We start from the raw sequence: 21,055 nt of genomic DNA on the forward strand, positions 1-21,055 counted from the left end.
ATGGCATGAGTCTCAAGCGCTGGATGACAGGCTTCATGGAGAAGAACGGTCTTCTCGTGGGTCTCTATATCCTGGGCGCGGTGACGCTCTGGATCGTCTTGATGATCGTCCTGCCCCAGCTTTTCATGCTGGACTTCTCGTTCCGCTACAATCTGCCCCCGGCGGAAATCGGCGGCCCGAAGGACGTCTACACGCTCTCCAACTACAAATACCTGATCTACGGCAGCGCCGGCAGCGCCGCCGACTATAACTGGATCGACCTTTCGGTCTTTCTGCAGACGATCATCGCGGCGGTCTTCGTCACGCTGATCGACCTCGCGCTGTGTTATCCGATCGCCTATTACCTTGCCCACACGGCGAAGGGGGCGACGGGGCGGCTGCTGATCCTCTCGCTCATCATCCCCTATTGGGTGAATGAAATCCTGCGCGCCTTCGCCTTCCGAATCATTTTCGGGGCCAGCGGCGTGATCAACAATTTCCTCGTCTATCTCGGCCTGATCGATCAGCCGATCGACTTCATCCGCGAGGATGTCGCGCTCTATACCGGGCTCAGCTACGCCTACATCCTGCTGATGATCTTCCCGATCTATAACGCCGTGGAGAGCCTGGACCGCAATCAGGTAGAGGCCGCGCGGGACATGGGCTCGGGCTGGCTGCGCATCCATTGGCGCATCGTCATCCCCTTCGCCAAGCCCGGCATCGCGTCCGGCTGCACCATGGTCTTCATGCTGACGGCCGGCGCGCTGGCGGCGCCCCAGATCCTGGGCGGGCCGTCCAGCCTGTGGTTCACGCAATTGATCGTGCAATGGTTCAACACCGGCGGTAACTGGCCACGGGGCAGCGCCTATGCGATCGCGTTGCTGATCGCGTGCGTCGCCTTCGTGCTGTTCATGATGCGCGTCTTCAAGATCCGGGTGGGAGAGATCGGCCGATGAAATCCCATCACATGATGAAGCTGATGATCGGCTTCTATATCGTCCTTTTCTTCGGCTATCTGTTCGGCCCGCTCATCATCATGAGCATCACGGCCTTCAACAGTTCCGATTTTCCGCGTGTCAGCCCATGGGATTGCTTCACGCTGGAATGGTTCCCGGAACTGCGCCAGGACCGCTTCCTGGTGGAAGGCTTCCAGAACAGCCTGGTGATCGGCGCGGGCGTCATCGCGTTGGCCGTTCCGATCGGCCTGGCGGGCGCGCTGCTGCTGACGCAGCTCGGGCGGCGGGCGCGTTCCGGCTTCTATACGCTGATGATCTCGCCGATCCTTGTGCCGGGGGTCGTGCTCGGCATCTCGACCATCATCTTCTGGCGCCGCATGGGCGAGATGATCGGCGTGCCGGGGGAGGATAATTTCCTCTATGAGGGAATTTTCATGACGATCCTCGGCCAGTCGACCTTCATCTCGGCCTTCACGATGCTGGTCTTCGTCGCACGCCTGCAACGCTTCGATCCGGCGCAGGAGGAAGCGGCCCTCGACCTCGGCGCGACCAAGCCTCAGGCCTTCCGGAAGGTCCTGCTCCCCTTCCTCAAGCCGGCGATCGGCTCGGCCGCCGTGCTGGCCTTCCTGGCCAGCTTCGAGAACTACAACACCACCGTCTTCACGATCCTGCAGGACAAGACGCTGACCACCGTGCTGGCGAGCAAGGTGCGCTACGGCATCGACCCCTCGATCAGCGCGCTGGCGGTGCTGATCGTCTCGCTGACGCTGGTCGCGGCCTTCGTCTACGAAGTGCTGCGCCGCCGCGAGCAGAAGGAGGCGCGGGAGATCGAGGCCCGCGCCCGCGCCGCCGAACGGCTGGAGATGCAGGAAGTCGCGCAAGGCGAGGGCGGCGAGGACGGCCCGGCGAGGAGCGCCGCGGAAATCCGCGCCGAACTGCCGGCGGCCTCCGGCAAGGGGTTCACCCTTCAGGCGCATCATCTGGCGATCGTGCTGGCGCTCATCGCGGTCGCGGGCATCGCGAAGCTGATGCTGACCGACGATGTCTATGCCGCCACCGCCTGCAAGGAGGAAATCCGGCAGGAGAAACTTGAGCGCCAGCAGGAACTCCTGGAGAAGCAGCGTCAATTGATGCAGGAGCGTCAGCAGCAGGAACAGGGCGAGAAAGCCCCGCGCAGCGGCGACTACCAGTCCATCTTCGACCCCGGCAATCTGCAGGGCGACGGAGAGGAAGGCAGCGACGCCGAGCAGGCTCCGGAGGCCCCCGCCACCAGCGACGGCCAGTCCTCCAACGATGGAAAGGATTACCAATCCATCTTCGACCCGGGGAACCTGCAATCGGAAGAAGGAAACTGACCAGCGGTCTTCTTCCCCGCCGGCGGTGACGACCGTCAATGCCGGCGGCGGTCGGTCTCCTCTTGCTGATTGATCAACTCGGCGTCGAGCAACGGCGCGGCATCGATCTTCTCGGCGCCCATCATGTTGGCGACCCGTTGCAGGACGGCGACGATCATCGTCTGCTCCCAATCCTCCAGCGTGGCGAAGCGTGCCGAGAACTGATCATGCAGCGCCATGGGCGCGCGCTTGAGCAGAGCGAACCCCTCCTCCGTCACGCTGACATAAACCTTGCGCTTGTCGGTGTCGCCGCGTGTGCGGCGAACCAGACCGTCCTGTTGCAGGCGATCAACGATCGTGGTGACGGAGGCCTGGGCGAGCTTCACTTCCGCCGCGATCTCTCCCACCGTCATCTCGCCGCTGTCCGCAATCGACTGGAGGACCAGCAATTGCGACGTCGTCAGATTCGTCGCCCGGCCCAACGCCTTGGCATGGCTGTCCGTCGCCCGCAACACCCGGCGGATCGCGATCAGGGCATCATTCAGCTTGTCCAAACCCGTGTCCCACCGTGTGCTGGCCGGGGCCGCATCCATGTTCGCGCCGCCCGACGGTTTCGCCCGTCTTGTATCCGTCATTTCTACCCCCGCCTTTCGGTCCGATCCAGTCCGCGCACCATATCCCGAACCGAATCGGGCGCTTCTTTCATCAGATGAATAAAAGATTTATCTCATCAATATTGATGTAATTTTATTACATTAATGATCATCAATGTCCAGATTTTTCATGATTTCCTTGGATTAAGGTTGGTTCGCTTGACGAATATATATCGTTTGCCTATATATTTTTCCAGTCAACGCATCGGATGTTGATTGAAATGGGCGCGCCCGCCCGGACAGAGCGGTCCGCAGGCAGGAAACGCCCGAGAGAAAAGAGCGGGAACCATGGAAGGCACATTGAACTTTCCGAACGAGGCAAAGGCCGGCACGTCGCCGACGCCGTCCAGGCAGGACGAGCGGGCGCGCCGCCTGGAGCGATTGACCCTGCGCAAGCCGCGCACGGAGGATGGGGCGGGCGTCAACGCGCTGATCGCCAAGTGCGAGCCGCTGGACGAGAACTCCGTCTACTGCAATCTCCTGCAATGCTCGCACTTCGCCGACACCTGCGTGGTGGCGGAATTGGACGGCGAGCTCGTCGGGTTCGTTTCCGGCTATGTCGTTCCGGAAAAGCCGGAGCATTTCTTCGTCTGGCAGGTGGCCGTCGCCGAGGAGGCCCGGGGCCTATCGCTCGCGAAACGCATGATCCTGGACATCCTGAGCCGAAACAGCCTGACGGGTGTGACGGAGCTTCATACGACCATCACTCCGGACAACGCCCCGAGCCAGAAGCTTTTCTCCTCCGTCGCGCGAACGCTCGAGACCGGCGTGCGCCGCAAGGTGATGTTCTGCGAGGAACAGCATTTCGACGGCGACAAGCCGAGCGAGATTCTCTGGCGCATCGGCCCGTTCGACATGCAGGAACTGCTGCCCGAACTAGCCGAGGAGTTGGATTTGGACGCGCGGACGGCGGCCTGATCCGCCGGGGCGCGCCCCCTCCTCCCCAATCGGGGATATTCCGAACCAAGGGGCTCGCGCGCGGATGACAGGCCGCGCGCGGCAAGCCCCCAAGAACCGCGTGCCCGATGCGCGTCCCAGGGCGTCATGCGTCCCGCGCCGGGCTACCTGTCGGAAAGGCGTGAACGAGATCATGACCAACGAGATGACCGCGAAACCCGACGATATCTTCGAACGCCGCGAATCGAGCGTGCGCAGCTACTGCCGCTCCTTTCCGGTGACCTTCGCCAAGGCCGAGGGCTCCTGGATCCATGACCGCGAGGGCAACAAGTACCTCGATTTCCTGGCCGGCTGCGGCAGCCTGAATTACGGGCATAACGACCCGGACATGAAGGCCGCGCTGATCGACTATATCGGCGGAAGCAACATCGCCCACGGCCTCGACATGTATACCGGCGCGAAGGAAGCCTTCCTGAAGGCCTTCGAGCAGTACATCCTGAAGCCGCGCGACCTCGACTATCGCGTGATGTTCACCGGCCCGACCGGCGCCAACGCGGTCGAGGCGGCGATGAAGCTGGCCCGGCTTTCGACCGGCCGGAAGACGATCGTCAACTTTTCGAACAGCTTCCACGGCATGACGCTGGGGGCGCTGGCCGTCACCTGCAATCGCGGCAAGCGCGCGGGCGCCGGTGGTGTCACGCTCGGCAACAACGCGATCGCGCCCTTCGACGGCTATTACGGCGAGGGCGTCGATACGACCGAGTTCCTGGACCGGATGCTGAGCGATCCGTCCAGCGGCGTCGACATGCCGGCCGCCGTCATCGTCGAATGCATCCAGGGCGAGGGTGGCCTGCGCGCGGCGAGCGCCGAATGGCTGCGCAAGCTGGAGAAGGTCTGCCGCAAGCACGGCGTGCTGATCATCGCCGACGACATCCAGGCGGGTTGCGGCCGCTCGGGCGATTACTTCGCCTTCGAGGAAGCCGGCATCGAGCCGGACCTGGTGACCCAGGCGAAGTCGATCTCCGGTTTCGGCCTGCCGATGGCGCTGACGCTGGTGAAGGCCGAGCTGGATATCTTCAAGCCGGCCCAGCACAACGGCACCTTCCGGGGCAATAACCACGCCTTCGTGACCGGCGCGGTCGCGCTGGAGAAGTTCTGGAAGGACGACAGCTTCTCGAAATCCGTCAAGGCGAAGGGCAAGATTCTCCGCCAGCGCTTCGAGGGGATGGTCGAGCGCTTCGCCCGCGACGGCGATCTGAGCCTGCGCGGCCGGGGCATGATGCAGGGTATCGTCTTCCCCGACGGCGAAGAGGCCGATAAGGTCACCGCCGAGGCGTTCGAGCGCGGTCTCATCATCGAGACGAGCGGCGGCAATGACGAGGTCGTCAAGGTGCTGTGCGCGCTGACGATCTCCGAGGAGGATCTGAACCGCGGCCTGGATATCCTGGAGGACTCGATCGCGGCCGTGCGCGGCGGCAAGGCGTCCGCCAAGGCGGCCGAGTAAGCGATCCAAGGCCCGGCGCGCTTGCCACGGCGCCCTCATCATCGAAGCCGGGGCCACGAAACCTGGGGGAATGTGGAGGCCGTCCGCGCCATGCGGGCGCCTCCCCTCCCCTCTCTCCCCAACATCAAGAATATGCAAGGAGACCCGACATGATTGTCCGTCAGCTCAAGGACGTCGAGAACAGCGAGCGCATGGTGAAGACCGACAATTGGACGAGCGCGCGCCTGTCGCTCGCCGATGACGGGATGGGCTTCAGCTTCCATCTGACGACGATCTTCGCCGGCACGGAAACGCCGATCCACTACAAGAACCACCTGGAAACGGTGTTCTGCATCTCCGGCGACGGCGAGATCGAGACGGTCGCGGACGGCAAGGTCTATAAGATCGAGCCGGGCACGGTCTATATCCTCGACAAGAACGACAAGCACCTGCTGCGCGGCGGCTCCGAGGATATGAAGCTCGCCTGCGCCTTCAACCCGCCCCTGAACGGCCGGGAGGTGCATGACAAGGACGGCGCCTACGCGCTCGACGCGGCGTCGCTCGAATCCCAGTAAACCGTGCGCCGTCCCCTTCCCTTGATCCGGAAGGGGGCGGGCACGGCCGACCAAGGGACCGTCCCGAAGACGGCCCCGACAGGAGAACCGACCATGTCTCCCGAGAACGAACCGGACATCACCCCCGAAGGCGACGGCGGCGCGCCGGTCTATCAGGCGCAGGCTTCCGAAACCGACGTGAGCCGCCAGCCGGGCGCGGACGGCGACGAGAGCGCCGGCACGCCCGAGCGCGGCCGCCACACGGTCCACAAGATCGGCGGCACATCGATGAGCCAGGTCGAGGCCGTCTTCGACAATGTGTTGATCGGCGACCGGCCGAAGGACGCGCTCTATAACCGGATTTTCGTCGTCTCCGCCTATGGCGGTATCACCGACCTGCTGCTGGAGAACAAGAAGACCGGGGAGCCCGGCGTCTATCAGCTCTATGCGGGCTCCGAGAACGACTGGGCCTGGGGCGATGCCTTGACGAACGTCGCCAAGCGGATGGTCGAGATCAACGCGGAGATCTTCGAGGACACCGCCGACCAGAAGTCCGCGGACCAGTTCGTCCAGGACCGGATCGAGGGCGTGCGCAGTTGCCTGATGGATCTGCACCGGCTCTGCAGCTTCGGCCATTTCAAGCTGGAGCAGCATCTGATGACGGTGCGCGAGATGCTGAGTTCCCTCGGCGAGTCGCACAGTGCCTACAATACCGCCCTGCTGCTGCGCCGCCGGGGCGTTGAAGGCGTGTTCGTCGACCTCTCCGGCTGGCGAGAGGCCGATCAGTCCAAGACGCTCGACGAGCGCATCCGCAGCGCCTTCGATGACATCGATCTTGAGCGCCAGCTTCCCATCGTTACCGGCTATGCCCAGGTGGGCGACGGCGGCAGCGACGGGCTGATGGGCATCTATGGCCGGGGCTATTCGGAAGTCACTTTCTCCCGCATTGCCTGCCTGACCGGCGCGAAGGAAGCGCTGATCCACAAGGAATACCACCTTTCCAGCGGCGATCCGAAGATCGTCGGCGCGGACAATGTGTTCCCGATCGGCAAGACGAATTACGACGTGGCGGATCAGCTTTCCAACATGGGCATGGAGGCGATCCACCCCCGCGCCGCCAAGGGACTGCGCCAGAACGGCATTCCGCTGCGCATCGTCAACACCTTCGAGCCCGACCACCCGGGCACGGTGATCGAGGATGACTGGGAGCCGGAAAAGGCCCAGGTCGAGATCGTCACCGGCCTGGAGACCGCCACCGAGATCGAAATCGTCGATCAGGACATGGTCGGCGTGGCCGGGTCCGACGAGGCCGTCAGCGGCATCTTCCGACGCTTCCGGGTGCCGATCGTCGCCAAGAGCTCGAACGCGAACACCCAGGCCTACTACATCGCCCAGCCGATGAAGACGGTACGCCGCATCGTCGAGACGCTGCAGCGCCACCACCCGGACGCCTCGGTGCGCACGCGCAAGATCGCCTTCGTCTCGGTGATCGGCGCCAATCTGCGCGAGCAGTCGCTCCTGGCACGCGCGGTGCGGGCGCTGGACGAGGCCGGGATCGAGCTGATGGCCGCGCACGCCCAAGGACGCGGTGTCGATCTGCAGTTCGTGCTGCCGGAAGGGTCCTATGCCGAGGGCGTCCGCGTCCTGCATAAGACGCTGGTCGAGGCCGACGCCTCAACGAAGAATGGTACCTTGGTCGCGGCCTAGGCCGACACCATCAAGATCGGGGGCCCCGTCGTCTTCCCGCTCTCTCGGCGGGGCCCCTCGAGCGCCCGACGAATCCAGCCGATTCGTCGGGCGTTCTTTTCCGCCCGCGAAAAAGTGAACCGGCGTTCCAGCGATTTTCTATTACGCTCCATAAAGAAATGGATAACATGACCTAAGGGGACATTTGGGGGGGCATTTTGGGAGCACCGGACCATGACCATGGGCCGTTATTTTCACTTCGGTCGTCATGTACTTCTTCCCGCCCTGTTCCTGCTCACACTCGCCGGGCATCCGGCGCTGGCAAACGAGCCAAAGACGGTCACGATCGTCACCGGAAACAATTATTTTCCCTATACGGATGAATCCCTACCCGGCGGCGGATTGGCGACCCAGATCGTCCAGCGCGTCTTCGCCGATCTCGGCTTCGAGGCCAAGTTCGTGTTCGAGGCATGGGAGAAAGGCTATGCCGACAGCCGGGAAGGCCGCTATATCGCGACCTTTCCCTATATCCTTTCCGCCGAGCGCAAGAAGGATTTCCTGTTCACCTCGGCCCTGTTCGAGGTGCGCCCGACGATCTTCTGGAACGTGGAACGCAACCTGCGGATCATCGAGATGGGCGACCTCACGGGAAAGACTCTGTGCATCCCCGAAGGATGGGCGCTCGACGGCTATATAGAGCCCATGGTGATGTCCGGACAGATCGATCGTATCCGCGCGGTCTCGATGCGGGCCTGTTTCCAGAAACTGCATGACGGCGACGTCGATATCGTTTCCGCCGACCGCCGCGTGGGCGAGCAACTGGCCGAGGATGTGGAGGCCCGCCCCTGGATCAAGAGCCGCCGTTTCTCCACCGACAGCAACAGCAACCATCTCATGTTCACCCGACGCCATCCGCAGGCCGCCGCCTGGGTACGGGCGTTCGACGCCTCTCTCAAGAAGCTACAGGACAGCGGCGAACTCTACGCCCTGATCAAGGCTTACTACACCCGGCAGACGGGCGCCGGTAATTAGTTCTTTAGATTTAGGCGCTATGGATCGGTTCCGCGGCGTGACGGTAAGAGCGCGTCGCCGGTCACCATGCGAGAGAAGCATCCATGCGCCCGACACAATGCCCCGTGCCCCACGACATCCAGCGACCCGTCGCCCATCACCGCGCATCGTCGGGGAATCCGACGCGCGCGGACTGGCTCGCGCGATGCCAAACCATTTTCTACGATCGCCTGTTCCACGACATACCCGGCGCGCAGGGCTTGTTCATCGACGAGCACCGTCAATGCCGGATGTTCCGGACGTTGATCGACATCGCCTTTAACCTCGGGCAACGCGGGGAGAAGCTCCGCCCCTCGCTACGCCATCTCGGCCGTCACCATAATGAACGGGGGATATTGTCCCTCCACATGAAGGGTGGCCGCGCGGCCTTGATCGAAGCCTTTTCGACCGTCTTCGCGGATGATGCGGAAATCGATCCGGAGATCCTTGGCACGATCTATGACAGGCTCATCGCCGATATGCTCGACACCCCCCTGACGCCAGACGCCAACGACTGATCCGCTTCATCGGCGCCTTCGCTATCCCGCGCACTCCGCGCGTGCCCGCGACGCCTTCCCTGCGCCTCAGAATGCGCTATTGGGAAGCCAAAGCGATAGGGCCGGGATGCTCAGGATGAGGATCAGGACGACCGCGTCCAACAGCAGGAACGCGGCCGTTCCCTGGAATACCTTGCGCAAGGTGACCTCCGGCGGCGAGACGCCCTTAATCACGAAGACATTCAAGCCGATCGGCGGCGTCATGAGTCCCACCTCCAGCAACTTGATGACAATGACACCGAACCAGATCAGGTTCACGTCATAGGCCATCATGAGCGGCACGGTGAAAGGCAGGGTCAAAACCAGGATTCCGATGGAATCCAGGAACATGCCGATGATCAGATAGAACAGCACGACCGCCAGGATCACGACCAGGAAGGAAGGGTCGCTCTGTTGCAGCCATTCCAGCGCCGTCGGCGTTATGCGCGTCAAGGAAACGAAGCTCGTGAACACCTTGGCGGCAAGCGCGATCAGAAAGATCATCGTCGTTTGCCGCACCGTCTCGCGCCCGGCCTCGGCCAGAAGGGACAGCGTTAACCGGCGGCGAACGCAACCGATCACAATGGCGACGACGAGGCTGACGGCCGCCGCTTCCGTCGGGGTGAAGATACCGAGATAGATGCCGCCGACGACGACAAGGAACAGGATGGCGGCGGGCCAAAGCCCGGTCAACGATGCGATTCGCTCCGCATTGGTGGGGGCCGTATCATCCTGCGGCGCATGCTGGGGCCGCAGACGGCACCAGATCAGGATCGTCACCAGAAAGCCGATCAGCGACAAAAGGCCCGGAACGATACCGGCAAGGAACAGCCCCTTCACCGATTGCTCGGTGAAGATCGCGTAGATCACGAAAAGCAGGCTGGGCGGGATAAGCGAGCCAAGCGTTCCCCCGGCGGCGACCGAACCGGCGGCCAGACGCGGATCATAGCCGTAGCGCAGCATCTCGGGAACGGCGATGCGCCCCATGGCGGCCGCGCAGGCCACGCTGGAGCCGGTGATCGCGGAAAACCCCGCGCACCCATTGACGGACGCCATCGCCAACCCGCCGGGCAGGCGCCGCAGCAGCACGCGCAGCGCATAATAGAAATCCGTGGTGATCCCCGCATGATAGGCGACATGCCCCAGCCCGATGAAAAGCGGAATCATGCTCATCGGATAGTTATGCACGAAGCCGTAGGCGCTGGAGCCGATCATCGCCAAGGTGGGGCGCAAGCCGGCCAGAAGATTGGGGTCGCCCCCCGGCCGCCATCCGAAGAAGAGGATCAGCCCCACGGACGCGCTCACGCCGAGCGCATAGGCGATCGGAACGCGCAGCACGAGCAGGATAAGCACGGCGCACACGACCGCGATCGCGAGAGTTACCGGTTCCAAGGGACGCTCCTTCCAGCGCGTGATGATTTCATGGGGAGCCACCCGAAGTGCCGGTTCCGATTTTCGGGAGAGGAACGGCGCGCGCGGCGATTTTGGAGGGGTCCGACATCGTGAGCACGACGCAACGACGGGCAAGACGCCGAAACGGGCGCCTCCGGTCGGCTTTCCGGCCCCACGGGCCGCGCGCCGAAGCAAGCGTGGAGACCGCGTGACGATGACGCCATCGCCCACACACCCTCTCTCCGCCGGGCGCCCGGAAAAGCGGTCTCAGATGCTTCCATTACGCTTCATCACGCTCTAGCGCGTCAGCGCACGACAGTCGATGACGACCATCATGACGAGACGAACGAAGAACAGCGCGATTCCGAACAGAAAGGCGGAGTGACCGATCCACACCGGAATGTCGAGAACGCCGTTATAATATTCCTGCGTGCGCCAAGCCTGCTTCAGCCCGTCCCAGGCCGCCGCCAGAAGAAAACCGGAAAAGCCGAGCCCGGCCACATGCCCGAGCAAGGCCAGGAGATACTTCGCCCCCGTCCCCGCCTTCTCGGTGAAAAGATCGACGCTGATATGCTGCCGCAAGGCCGTGACCATGCCGATCGGCAGGAGAATGACCAGCACCATCAATTCCTGCACCAGTTGGATATCGTCGGGGATGATCGCCCGCCCGATCCACCGGCTGATGACGTTAGTGGTCACCAGGACCGCCATGGCGAAGAGTCCCGCCACGGCGATCCCGGTGAGAAAACGTTCAACCGCACTCGGCAGGGCCGGCGGCAGGTCTTCGTTCAGTTGCTCCACGGATAGCCTTCGCTTTCGTGAATCCCACGGTATTTCTCGATCAACGCCTCGTAGTCCGACAGCAACTGCGCGCTATCGATCCCATTCTCCTCGGCCTTCGCGGCCCAGGAGTCGATCGACTTCCGGCTGGCCTCGTTCAGCTTGGCCCGATCCGCCTGCGACAACTCATGAAGCGTCACGGCGGGGCCTTCCGCGCCTTCGGCCATCGCCTGCTTAGCCTTCTCGGACCGCTCCATCATCACCTTCGCCATCTGATCGATGAAATCGGAGGAGACTTCGTCGAAAACGGCCTTTTCCTCGTCGCTCATCCGATCATAGCTGCCCGGATTGATGACGATGCCGAAGGACATGTTCTGCCCCCAATCCATTTCGAGGATATTCTGGGCCACCTCGTACTGGCGATAGGCCTCCATCGCATAGTAGTAGTTCTGGTTACAGTCGATAAGGCCGGAATCCAGCGCCTGATAAACATCCGCCTGGCTCATCCGGGACACTTCCGCCCCCAGGAGGGTCAGCGTATCGCCATAGGGGCCGGAGGCGCGGACCTTCTTGCCGGAAATATCCTCGATGCTCTCGACCGCCGTGTTGCAGATCATCTGAACCGGACCGGTCGTGAAATTCGTCACGTAACGCACGCCCGCATCGGCGAATTCCTCCCGCATGATCTCGTTCTCGTTGGTGAGATCATAGATAGCGCGCATGCCGATCCACATGTCGCTATTGTCCACGGGCAGATCCGCCATGTTGTAGGCCTGCAACTCGGCGGGCGTGAAGAAGCCCACGATGGTGCCCATGTCGGCGACACCGGAGGCGACACCGTTCAGCGTGTCACGGCCGCCGATGAGCGAGCCGCCCCAGAAGAACTCGATCGACAGCGCGCCGTCGGAGCGCTTCTCCAGTTCATCGGCGAACCATTCCATCACCTCGGCGCGCGCGCCCCGGTTCGGGCCGTAGTCGGAATAGCGCAACACCGTTTGGGCCGAGGCCATGCTGGTGCCGGCAAGCAGCGCGGCGGCGGCCGCGATGAAGAGTTTTCTCGGATTCATCTTGGGTTCCTCCCGTTGTAAGAGAGGCCGAAATTGCATGCATCATCTGATCAGGTCAATCTTCCGACGCTTCGTTTTGCCGGATTTTCCATTCTATGCATACAAATATCCACCGACGCGCGAAACAGGGTGGAGAAGATTCCCCGTCCCACGGGCCCTGTCGCACTCATCGCCACCATCATGGCCAACAGGGCGGCCGTCGATGAGCCGAACCAAAGATGCGCCGCGACCGCCATCGCGCAGACCATCGCGCCGAGTTGGAGAGAGATTCGAACGAGGAAAGCGCGCATGCCGTCCCTCTCGAAGCAGAAAAGCGACCCAAGCATCATGCCGCCATACATGAACGGGCACGACGCGACGGCAAGGCGCATCAACTCCGGATCGAACGAGGTAACGGTCAAGCAAAGCCCGCCATCGACGATCAGCAATTGGTCGAGGCCGTGCCCGGCGACCATCAGGAGATGCGGCGGGCTCGCGAGGCATTTTAGAAGTCCGGCGGACACGTTGCGCGCCCCCACCGGACAGGCGGCCTTAAAGCGCGGCACTCTCATCTGATTCGATCAGGAATCATCGCGCTCTAGCCATCGGCGCGCAAAAAGGAAAAGGCGCGGCACGGCTGATCGAGCATATATCGGTTCGCGCCGACCGGCCGGGCATGGCGTTCGAATCGACGGACCACCTCGCCCGCGATTTCGGGATCGGCGGCCCGTTCGGCGCGCGTGCGGTCGACACCGACCGCCATCTCGATGAGCGCGGCCGCGTCGGCGACCTCGCGCTCGATCGCGTAGGTTATCTCCCGTTGCAGCCGCAACGGGCCGCCGGGCGCCTCCAGGAGCACTTGCGAGCGCGTGCGAACCTCCGTTTCGTCATCGATCGGTTTGATGACCTCCGTCATCGCGCCGAACGGCTCCGGTTCGGAGACGAACAGATGCCCACCCGGCCGCAGGACGCGGGCGACTTCCTCCAACATGCCCGGCTGCACCGCGGCCGGCACGTGATGGAAACTGAAGATGAAACAGACGCAATCGAAGGCGCCGTCCGGATAGGGAAGGGTATGGCCGTCCCCCAGCGTCAGCCAGGAGGCCGCGATACCCGCCTCCCGGGCGGCGTCCAAAGTGCGCTCATCAACCTCGAGCCCATGGGCGCGCGCGCCCGCCTGCCGCAGGCGGGAGACGAAAGCCCCCTGCCCGCAGCCGGCGTCGAGAACATCGCGGCCGGCGACATCGACGGTCGAGGACAGTTCGGCGAAATGCCGCTCGACCGGCGACGCCGCCGCAGATTCCGGATTCTTCATCCTTAGTGGCCGTGATCGCAGCAATTGCCCTTCAGCTGGGGGGCCTCGATGCCGCTGTGATTACAGCAGCCGCCCTTCCAGAACTCGGCGCCCGCGCCATGGCAATACTTACCGTCGGCTTCCACCATCTTCATGAACAGCGGATGGAAGTCCCGGCAGATGTCGAGTTCCGACTTCACCCAATGAAGCGGGTCCTTGGCGTAATGCTCGCGATAATCGCCCGCCATGTTCAGACCCGGCACGGCGGGGTTCCAGCTCTCGTCCAGCCACAGGTCGGGATCACCGTACTTCTCCGCGATCTTGCGGATTTGCGGATCGTCCAGCGCCTTGAGGCGACCGTTCTCGATCACCGGCTCGCTCTCGCCGCTATCGTAATAGGCGGTGTATGTCGGGAAATAGAGATGCAGATGCCAATGGCCGACCAAATGCCCCATGCGCGCGGCACGACGCTCATCCATCGAGGAGATGATGGTGCCGAAGCCCATGTGGATCACACCGGAGCGCACGCGCTCATATAGGCAATTGACGAAGCCCGTCGGGAACCCCTTCCGCGGCCGGTGGATATGCGGATTGGTGCCGATAGAGGCTTCCCACCAATACATCAAACCCTTGCCGGGGAAGCCCGGATACTCGATGTCCTTGGTGCGCTCCATCACATCGCGCAGCTTATCGCCGAACTCGCCGCCCTCGTTGATTCGAGTGATCTTGGAATCCTCGACGATGAGTTGGGTCCAGTCGCAAGGCGCGATATGATTCGTCGTCCCGGCGATGACGCCGTTGCCGTTCTCCTTGCCTTTCAGATAGATCCAGGGCCGGCCGGTGATATGGCCGGGCAGATAGGTCGCCCCGAACTTGGAGTTCCCTTCCCAGGTCTGATTGACGATATCCGGGTTGTAGCCCTCGCGCTTGGAATCCCAATAACCGTCATGATTGGTGAATTCGATATCGGTGCCTTCCGGATCGGTGATCCGGACCCGGCGGGCGGCGCGGACGCGGTCCCAGGTCCATTTGTCGATCGCGGTCAATAGCTCCGCCGGCATGGTATGGGCCGGGGATGCGAGGATTTCCGGCGTGATGAACGGCATGCGCTGAATCTTGACGTCGCTGTCCTTGAGCACCGGCCCGCCATAACCCATCAGGATCTTGTCGAACTCCTGGCTGGCGGCGATCTTCTCCCACTCGTCCATCCATTCGGCCAGTTCCTTGGTGCGGAAAAGATAGTACTCGACCTCGTCGGCACCGACCCATTCCTTCACCGGGCCGCGGTCGATCTCCTTGATCTCGTAATCGACCTTGTACTTCTCGAATATTTTCTTGCAGGCTTCGATCACCATCGGGTCGTGCCAGTTATCGACACGCAGCCGGACCTTCTCCCCTTCCTGCAGATCCCAGCAGGCATTGAGGCCGTGATTATAGGGCCGCTGCGCCACATGCTCGAGATAGGGGAGAAGCTGATCCGGATGCGTCACCTCCACGAAGGGCGGGCAGCGCGGCGGGCGCGTCTCCTTCAGGGGCGGCTCCTCGAAAGAGGGCATCGGCGGGCGGGCGGGGAGTGTGGTGTCGGGCATTTTCGCCTCCTGGAACGTAATATTGCATGCAAAGAGCTATCATGCACGCTCCGAAAGTGCCAGATCAATCTGGCAAAGCCAATAATGCATGCAAGGTGAAGGCTTTCACTTCCATGGCCCGGGCGCCGTCCGCTCGTCGCGCCGATTGATCAATCCCATGCCGGGAACCATCGAAAGGCGACGGCCGCTGCGCATGCTCTCGAAACTCGCCCGTTTATTGCTGCATGCCTGATAGGCGTAGCCGACCATCAGGGCCGCGGCGCGCCCGCCCTGCCGATTCATCAAGGCCTCAACCAATTGCTTCCGGGTCTCGAACATGTCGAGCACCCGATCGCGACTATAATCCGCGGAGGAAAGGTCGAAGACGACGCTCTTCGGGGCGACCAGCGGGATGCGGGAAAGCTGCGCGATCGTGGCCTCGATCGCGGGGCTGCCGGACGCGGACACGAGGAGGCCGTGAAATGCCGCGACCAGATCCATCCAGGCAAGTCGGCCTTCCACCTCGGCGAAGCCATCGGCCAGAACCTGCTCCATCCGGGCGAGAATATCCTGGAACCGCTCCCGGTCATCGACGGACAGCCCTCTCTCGCAGATATATCGCGCGGCGATCGCCTCCAACTCGCCGCGCACGATGATCGCGTCCGTGACCTCCTCCAGCGAGAAGGCGCGCGTTCGAAACCCCCGGTTCGGGGCATGGACGACGAGCCCTTCCAATTCCAGCGCGCTCAACGCCAACCGAACGACGGTGCGCGAGACGCCCAGCATCTCGCTCAGAGGTACCTCCCGCAGCTTCTCGTCGCCGCCATAGACACCGCTTAGAACCGCCTCGCGCAGGGCCTGGGTCGCCTTTTCCACCTGCGTCGCGTTCTCGGTGCTGCTTGCCATGCTCCGGTCTCCTCCGTTCCGGCATTCGCCATCATCCCGACTTACTCGCCCGAACCACGGTATGAGAACAAGCGGGATGTCTGGAAAAACGCCATGCTCGACGAACAGGCATATGCCACGAGCGGGTCGCGTGGCGCGAAACCGGGCATCGCCACGCATCAGACAGCCCCCGGGAAGCAATCGGCCCGCCGCGTCGCGAGACGGGCGGGCCGATGCTGCCGGTGCTCCCCGGCGATCGCGACCACCGAGGCCGCCGGTTGGTCCGGCGTGCCTCGCGCGGTCGACTTGTTCGATGGTCAGGGGCGCGTCCCGGTCACTCCGGCGCGTCCTCGGGGCCGAGATCGGCTTCCTTCGCCTCCTTGGGGTCCGGTCCTTCCAGCATCTTGTTGGCGACGATGCCGGCATTCTCGCGGATCCTGTTCTCCAACTCACGCGCGGTATCCGGATGCTCCTTCAGGAAGCGCTTGGCGTTCTCGCGTCCCTGGCCGATCCGCTCCCCGCTATAGGAGAACCATGCGCCGGATTTCTCCACCAGTCCGGCATTGACGCCCAAATCCAGCAGTTCGCCGGTCTTCGAAACGCCCTCGCCATACATGATGTCGAATTCCACCATCCGGAAAGGCGGCGCGACCTTGTTCTTCACCACCTTGACCCGGGTCTGGTTACCGACGACCTCGTCCTTGTCCTTCACCTGCCCAATCCGCCGGATATCGAGGCGGACGGACGCATAGAATTTCAGCGCATTGCCGCCGGTCGTCGTCTCCGGGCTGCCGAACATCACGCCGATCTTCATTCGGATCTGGTTGATGAAGATCACCATGCAGTTCGACCGCTTGATCGATCCGGTGAGCTTGCGCAGCGCCTGGCTCATCAGGCGCGCCTGCAAGCCGACATGGCTGTCGCCCATCTCCCCCTCGAGCTCGGCACGGGGTACGAGCGCGGCGACCGAATCAACCACCAACACATCGATCGCGCCGGAGCGGACCAGCGTGTCGGCGATTTCCAGCGCCTGCTCCCCGGCGTCGGGTTGGGAAATCAGCAATTCATCGATATCGACACCCAGCTTCTTGGCGTAAACCGGGTCCAGCGCATGTTCCGCATCGACGAAGGCGCAGGCGCCGCCCTGACGCTGGGCTTCCGCCACGGCATGGAGCGCCAGCGTCGTCTTGCCCGAGCTTTCCGGTCCGAAAATCTCGATCACCCGCCCCTTGGGCAGGCCGCCGATACCGAGCGCGATATCAAGCCCGAGCGAGCCGGTCGGAATGGATTCAATGTCCATGGCCCGCTGCTCGCCGAGCTTCATGACGGAGCCCTTGCCGAACGAGCGCTCGATCTGCGTCAGCGCGGCCTCGAGTGCCTTCTGCTTGTCCATCTGATCCTTATCCACCAGGTGAAGCGCGGGTTGAGCCATCTCACGTCGATCCTTTTCCCATAGGCCCGGAGGCGATGCAATTGCTGGGATCGTACAGGATTTGTTCTCTTCATCAAGTTCTTTTTTAGTTCTCCTTATCCGGCCAACTATTTTCGATCTGGAACAGATGGTTGGGTTTGGCCCGCACCTGTATCCAAGCCGTTCCAACGAAAGTAGAATCACCTGCCCCGCCCGCACGGGCCGGCCGAACGCCCTTGCCGCCCCCTAGGCCCGTTCCGACGCAGCCGATTCGATGGCGGCTTTCACCTTGGTCGCCAATTGTTTAAGCGAGAATGGCTTGGGCAGGAAATAGACGCGCGGCAGCGCCTCCACCTCCTGGGCGACGCTCTCCTGGGTATAGCCGGAAATGCAGATGACCGGCAGGTCCGGCATCTGCTTGCGCGTTTGGCGGATCAGGGTCGCGCCGTCGACCTTTGGCATCACCATGTCCGTAACCAGCAGGTCGATACGCGGCCGATCCGCCAGAATCTCCAACGCGGCCTCGCCGGTTCGCGCCTCCGTCACCTCATAGCCCTTGGCGCGCAGGGCGCGGGCCGCGAAGAGCCGCACGGCATCCTCGTCCTCGACCAGCAGCACCCGGCCGCCGCCGGTCGTGTCCGTGGGCGTGCCCTCGTGCTCTGCCAGATCGGTGGGTTGCTGGACGCTCTCGGACGAGCGCGGGAGGTAGAGCGTGAAGCTCGCCCCCTTCCCCAACCCGTCGGAATGGGCGTGGACGATGCCGCCCAACTGGCGGATCGAGCCATAGACCATGGCCAAACCCAGGCCCGTGCCCATCCCCACCTCCTTGGTGGTGAAGAAGGGTTCGAAAACGCGAGTCAACGTTTCCCGGTCGATACCGACACCTGTATCGGAGACGGTGATCGCGACATATTCCCCCGGCGCCATGGTTTCCTCGGCGATGGCATAGGGGCGGTCGGCGGTGAAATTGCCGGTTTGGATGGTGAGTCGACCGCCCTCCGGCATGGCGTCGCGGGCATTGACGGCGAGGTTGATGACCACTTGCTCGATCTGTCCCGGATCGGCCTTGACGGGCCAGAGATCGCGGCCATGGACGACGGTCAGTTCCACCCGCTCCCCCAACAGGCGGCGCAGCAGGTTGGAGAGTTCCGCCAACAATTCGGTCATGTCGATCACGCGCGGGGCCAGAGTCTGCTGGCGTGAGAAAGCGAGGAGCTGGCGCACCAGCCCGGCCGCGCGGTTGGCATTCTGCTTGATCTGCATCGCGTCGGCGAAGCTGGGCTCGCCCACGGGGTGGCGTTGCAGCATCAGATCGCAGAAACCGATGATCGCGGTCAGCATGTTGTTGAAGTCATGCGCGATTCCGCCGGCAAGCTGACCGACCGCCTGCATCTTCTGCGATTGCGCGAATTGCGCCTCCAGGCGCTTGCGCTCGGTCGCGTCCACGACATGGACGACAAGCCCCCGGCCCGATTCCCGGGGCAGCGCCGCCTGACTGGCATAGAGTGCGACGGTCCGTTCCATGTCGCCCGTGAGTCGCACGTCGATCGGCCCGGCAGCCTCGCCGCTGTTGTTCACCCGCTCGATCATCGCATCGACTTGGGCGCGATCGGCCTCCGCGATCACCTCGACGAACAGGCGGCCATTGGCATGCTGGCCGCCGAGCAGCCGGCGGAAGGCGCTGTTGGCCTCCTGCACCATCCCCCCTTCGTCTATCACCAGAATCCCGAAGGGCGCGCGGTCGAGAGCACGCGACAGCAAGGAGACCCGCTCCATCGCGCGCTCCGCCTCCGTGCGTCGCGCGCTTACATCCTCCAACAGGTAGCAGATACCGTCCGCGAAGGGGCCGACCGTCACTTGGAGATAGCGCGCCCCCCCTTCCATTTCCGTCGCGTCTCCCGGCGCCGCGACGGCTGGAGGCACCGGGCCGAGGGCGGAGAACTCCCGGCTGAGACGTTCGCCCCCCAAGGCACGCGCGGCCATGCCGGCGAGCGTGGCGGGCAAGGCATCGTCCGCCGGCTCGATCAGGGCCGCGATCAGATGCGCCGCCGAGGCCCCGGAGTGACCGGCCGCGTCGACGCCCTCCAGTCCGATGGCGTAATGGACCGTGCCATCCGCGTTCGCGGCGATGGCCACCAGATCCCGCGCGGCGAGCATCGCCTCCAGCGCCGCGAGGCGCGCCTCCGCCCGGCCAGCCCGACGTCGCAGCGCGCGCAGGGATAGCCCGGCGATCATCGCTGGAATCGTCACCATCAGGGCCGCGGCCACGGCCGCCGCGACGACGGGCATGCTTCCCGCCGCGGCCTCCCGGCCTTCCGCCGGTGCCAGGATCGCTGCCGCGATGAGAACGGCGAGCCCCGCCCCGACAGCGCAAACCGATGCGAGGCAGAGGGCAAGGACGGAGCCCCCGTGGTTTCCAAGAAGCCTCACGACGGCATGCTCCGGCCCTTAAGGTTGAAGACGTAGGATATCACCTTGGCGACCGCCTCGTAATGTTCCGGCGGAACGCTCTCATCGATCTCGACGCCGGCATAGAGGGCACGGGCCAGCGGTGGATTCTCGACCACCGGGATATCGTTCTCCGTCGCCACCTGACGGATACGCTGGGCCAGCACGTCCTGGCCCTTGGCGATCAGGACCGGGGCCTCCATTTCCTCCGGCTTATAGGATAGGGCGACCGCGAAATGCGTCGGGTTTGTGACCACGACATCGGCGCGGGGAACCGCCTGCATCATGCGTTGACGCGCGCGTTCGTTGCGGATTTGACGTAGGCGTGCCTTGATCTGCGGATCGCCCTCGGTGTTCTTGTACTCCTCCTTGACCTCCTGCTTGGTCATGCGGAGCTGCTTGCGGTGCTGATAGCGTTGGAAGAACACGTCGGCGATGGCGATCGCCAGCATGATCGCCAGCACGGCCGCGAGCAGGCGCAGCATCAACGCCAGGATCTCGTCCAGCAGTTCCGGAATGGGTAGTTGCGGCAGGATGTCGAGCCGGTCGCGCTCCGGCAAAAGCAGCACCAGACCGACAGCGCCGACGATCCCGATCTTCAACAGGCCCTTCGCGAACTCAACCATCTGCTTGGCCGAGAACATGCGCTGCAACCCCTTGAGCAGCGAAACCTTGCTCGCCTTCGGCTTCATCGGCTCCGAGGTGAAGAGCAATCCGTTCTGACCGACCGATCCAGCCAGCGCCAGCACCACGAACAACCCCATAGGAATCGCCATCACCAGCGAGATATCCAACAACAGCCCGGACAGCACATGACCGATCCCCCCTGGCGAGGTGTCGATCATATGCGCCTGGGCGATGAAGGGGGTCAGTTCCAGACGGATATCGGACATGATCGCCGGACCGCCAAAAGCCATCAACGCCCCGAAGCCGAACAGCAGCAACCAGGTATTGATCTCCCGGCTGACGGCGACCTGACCCTTCTGGCGCGCGTCGCGCAGCCTTTTACTGGTCGGCTCTTCTGTTTTCTGGCTCTCGTCGGCTTGTTCCGACATGCCGCCTCATCTCGTTTATACCGATTATACTGATCACGCTCGGCCATC

At 63.3% G+C, this 21,055-nt stretch carries 19 protein-coding genes; 8 read left to right on the forward strand and 11 right to left on the reverse strand.

The genetic code is table 11. The features are described 5' to 3' along the window. The first annotated feature begins 5 nt into the window (after nucleotides 1–5). Nucleotides 6–935, forward strand: a complete 930-nt coding sequence (locus tag KAJ83_RS08230) for an ABC transporter permease (RefSeq protein WP_246484355.1) — start codon at nucleotides 6–8, stop codon at nucleotides 933–935. After that, a complete protein-coding gene (locus KAJ83_RS08235) occupies nucleotides 932–2,290 on the forward strand; it encodes an ABC transporter permease (protein ID WP_210681564.1) in 1,359 nt (452 codons plus the stop codon). Before KAJ83_RS08230 ends, KAJ83_RS08235 begins: the two co-directional genes overlap by 4 nt. Nucleotides 2,291–2,325: 35 nt before the next feature. Here KAJ83_RS08235 and KAJ83_RS08240 read toward each other — a convergent pair whose 3' ends face one another. Further along, a complete protein-coding gene (locus KAJ83_RS08240; RefSeq protein ID WP_246484357.1) occupies nucleotides 2,326–2,904 on the reverse strand; it encodes a MarR family winged helix-turn-helix transcriptional regulator in 579 nt (192 codons plus the stop codon). Between the two features lie 306 nt (nucleotides 2,905–3,210). On the opposite strand from KAJ83_RS08240, the gene ectA reads away from it, so the two are divergent. From ectA to KAJ83_RS08270, 6 genes are all read left to right on the forward strand, one after another. Further along, nucleotides 3,211–3,840 (forward strand): diaminobutyrate acetyltransferase, encoded by a 630-nt coding sequence (ectA, locus tag KAJ83_RS08245; RefSeq protein ID WP_210681565.1) that lies wholly within the window; start codon nucleotides 3,211–3,213, stop codon nucleotides 3,838–3,840. 172 nt (nucleotides 3,841–4,012) lie between these two features. Continuing rightward, nucleotides 4,013–5,323, forward strand: coding sequence for a diaminobutyrate--2-oxoglutarate transaminase (gene ectB / locus KAJ83_RS08250; protein ID WP_210681566.1), 1,311 nt, complete (start codon nucleotides 4,013–4,015; stop codon nucleotides 5,321–5,323). A 149-nt stretch (nucleotides 5,324–5,472) separates the two neighbouring features. Further along, a complete protein-coding gene (locus KAJ83_RS08255) occupies nucleotides 5,473–5,877 on the forward strand; it encodes an ectoine synthase (protein WP_210681567.1) in 405 nt (134 codons plus the stop codon). Between the two features lie 93 nt (nucleotides 5,878–5,970). Next, on the forward strand, nucleotides 5,971–7,563 hold the full coding sequence (locus KAJ83_RS08260) for an aspartate kinase (RefSeq protein WP_210681568.1): 1,593 nt from the start codon (nucleotides 5,971–5,973) through the stop codon (nucleotides 7,561–7,563). A 213-nt stretch (nucleotides 7,564–7,776) separates the two neighbouring features. Beyond that, on the forward strand, nucleotides 7,777–8,574 hold the full coding sequence (locus KAJ83_RS08265) for a substrate-binding periplasmic protein (protein ID WP_210681569.1): 798 nt from the start codon (nucleotides 7,777–7,779) through the stop codon (nucleotides 8,572–8,574). Between the two features lie 83 nt (nucleotides 8,575–8,657). Further along, a complete protein-coding gene (locus tag KAJ83_RS08270) occupies nucleotides 8,658–9,110 on the forward strand; it encodes a globin (RefSeq protein ID WP_210681570.1) in 453 nt (150 codons plus the stop codon). 66 nt (nucleotides 9,111–9,176) lie between these two features. Here KAJ83_RS08270 and KAJ83_RS08275 read toward each other — a convergent pair whose 3' ends face one another. The 10 genes from KAJ83_RS08275 to flhB all read right to left on the reverse strand — a co-directional run bounded on the left by KAJ83_RS08275 (nucleotide 9,177) and on the right by flhB (nucleotide 21,007). Then, the gene (locus KAJ83_RS08275) at nucleotides 9,177–10,520 is read right to left on the reverse strand and encodes a TRAP transporter large permease (protein ID WP_246484359.1); all 1,344 of its coding nucleotides are present in this window, start codon (nucleotides 10,518–10,520) and stop codon (nucleotides 9,177–9,179) included. Nucleotides 10,521–10,817: 297 nt separating this feature from the next. Continuing rightward, complete coding sequence (locus KAJ83_RS08280; protein WP_210681571.1) at nucleotides 10,818–11,321, reverse strand: TRAP transporter small permease; 504 nt, start codon at nucleotides 11,319–11,321, stop codon at nucleotides 10,818–10,820. Next, complete coding sequence (locus KAJ83_RS08285) at nucleotides 11,309–12,367, reverse strand: C4-dicarboxylate TRAP transporter substrate-binding protein (protein WP_210681572.1); 1,059 nt, start codon at nucleotides 12,365–12,367, stop codon at nucleotides 11,309–11,311. The genes KAJ83_RS08280 and KAJ83_RS08285 overlap by 13 nt, the downstream gene beginning before the upstream one ends. 50 nt (nucleotides 12,368–12,417) lie before the next feature. After that, nucleotides 12,418–12,918, reverse strand: a complete 501-nt coding sequence (locus KAJ83_RS08290) for a hypothetical protein (protein WP_210681573.1) — start codon at nucleotides 12,916–12,918, stop codon at nucleotides 12,418–12,420. Nucleotides 12,919–12,944: 26 nt separating this feature from the next. After that, nucleotides 12,945–13,661 carry a class I SAM-dependent methyltransferase gene (locus KAJ83_RS08295; RefSeq protein ID WP_210681574.1) on the reverse strand — a complete coding sequence of 239 codons (717 nt, stop codon included), beginning with the start codon at nucleotides 13,659–13,661 and terminating at the stop codon, nucleotides 12,945–12,947. A 2-nt stretch (nucleotides 13,662–13,663) separates the two neighbouring features. Further along, nucleotides 13,664–15,229 (reverse strand): hypothetical protein, encoded by a 1,566-nt coding sequence (locus KAJ83_RS08300; RefSeq protein ID WP_210681575.1) that lies wholly within the window; start codon nucleotides 15,227–15,229, stop codon nucleotides 13,664–13,666. A gap of 105 nt (nucleotides 15,230–15,334) precedes the next feature. Continuing rightward, nucleotides 15,335–16,114, reverse strand: coding sequence for a GntR family transcriptional regulator (locus KAJ83_RS08305; protein WP_210681576.1), 780 nt, complete (start codon nucleotides 16,112–16,114; stop codon nucleotides 15,335–15,337). 313 nt (nucleotides 16,115–16,427) lie between these two features. Beyond that, entirely contained in the window at nucleotides 16,428–17,525 is a 1,098-nt protein-coding gene (recA, locus tag KAJ83_RS08310; protein WP_210681577.1) for a recombinase RecA, read from the reverse strand. A 225-nt stretch (nucleotides 17,526–17,750) separates the two neighbouring features. After that, complete coding sequence (locus KAJ83_RS08315; protein WP_210681578.1) at nucleotides 17,751–19,934, reverse strand: response regulator; 2,184 nt, start codon at nucleotides 19,932–19,934, stop codon at nucleotides 17,751–17,753. Then, nucleotides 19,931–21,007 (reverse strand): flagellar biosynthesis protein FlhB, encoded by a 1,077-nt coding sequence (flhB, locus tag KAJ83_RS08320; RefSeq protein ID WP_210681579.1) that lies wholly within the window; start codon nucleotides 21,005–21,007, stop codon nucleotides 19,931–19,933. The genes KAJ83_RS08315 and flhB overlap by 4 nt, the downstream gene beginning before the upstream one ends. Nucleotides 21,008–21,055: the final 48 nt, after the last annotated feature.

The organism is Marivibrio halodurans, from assembly GCF_017963645.1.
In the GTDB taxonomy this organism is placed as follows: domain Bacteria; phylum Pseudomonadota; class Alphaproteobacteria; order UBA8366; family Aestuariispiraceae; genus Marivibrio; species Marivibrio halodurans.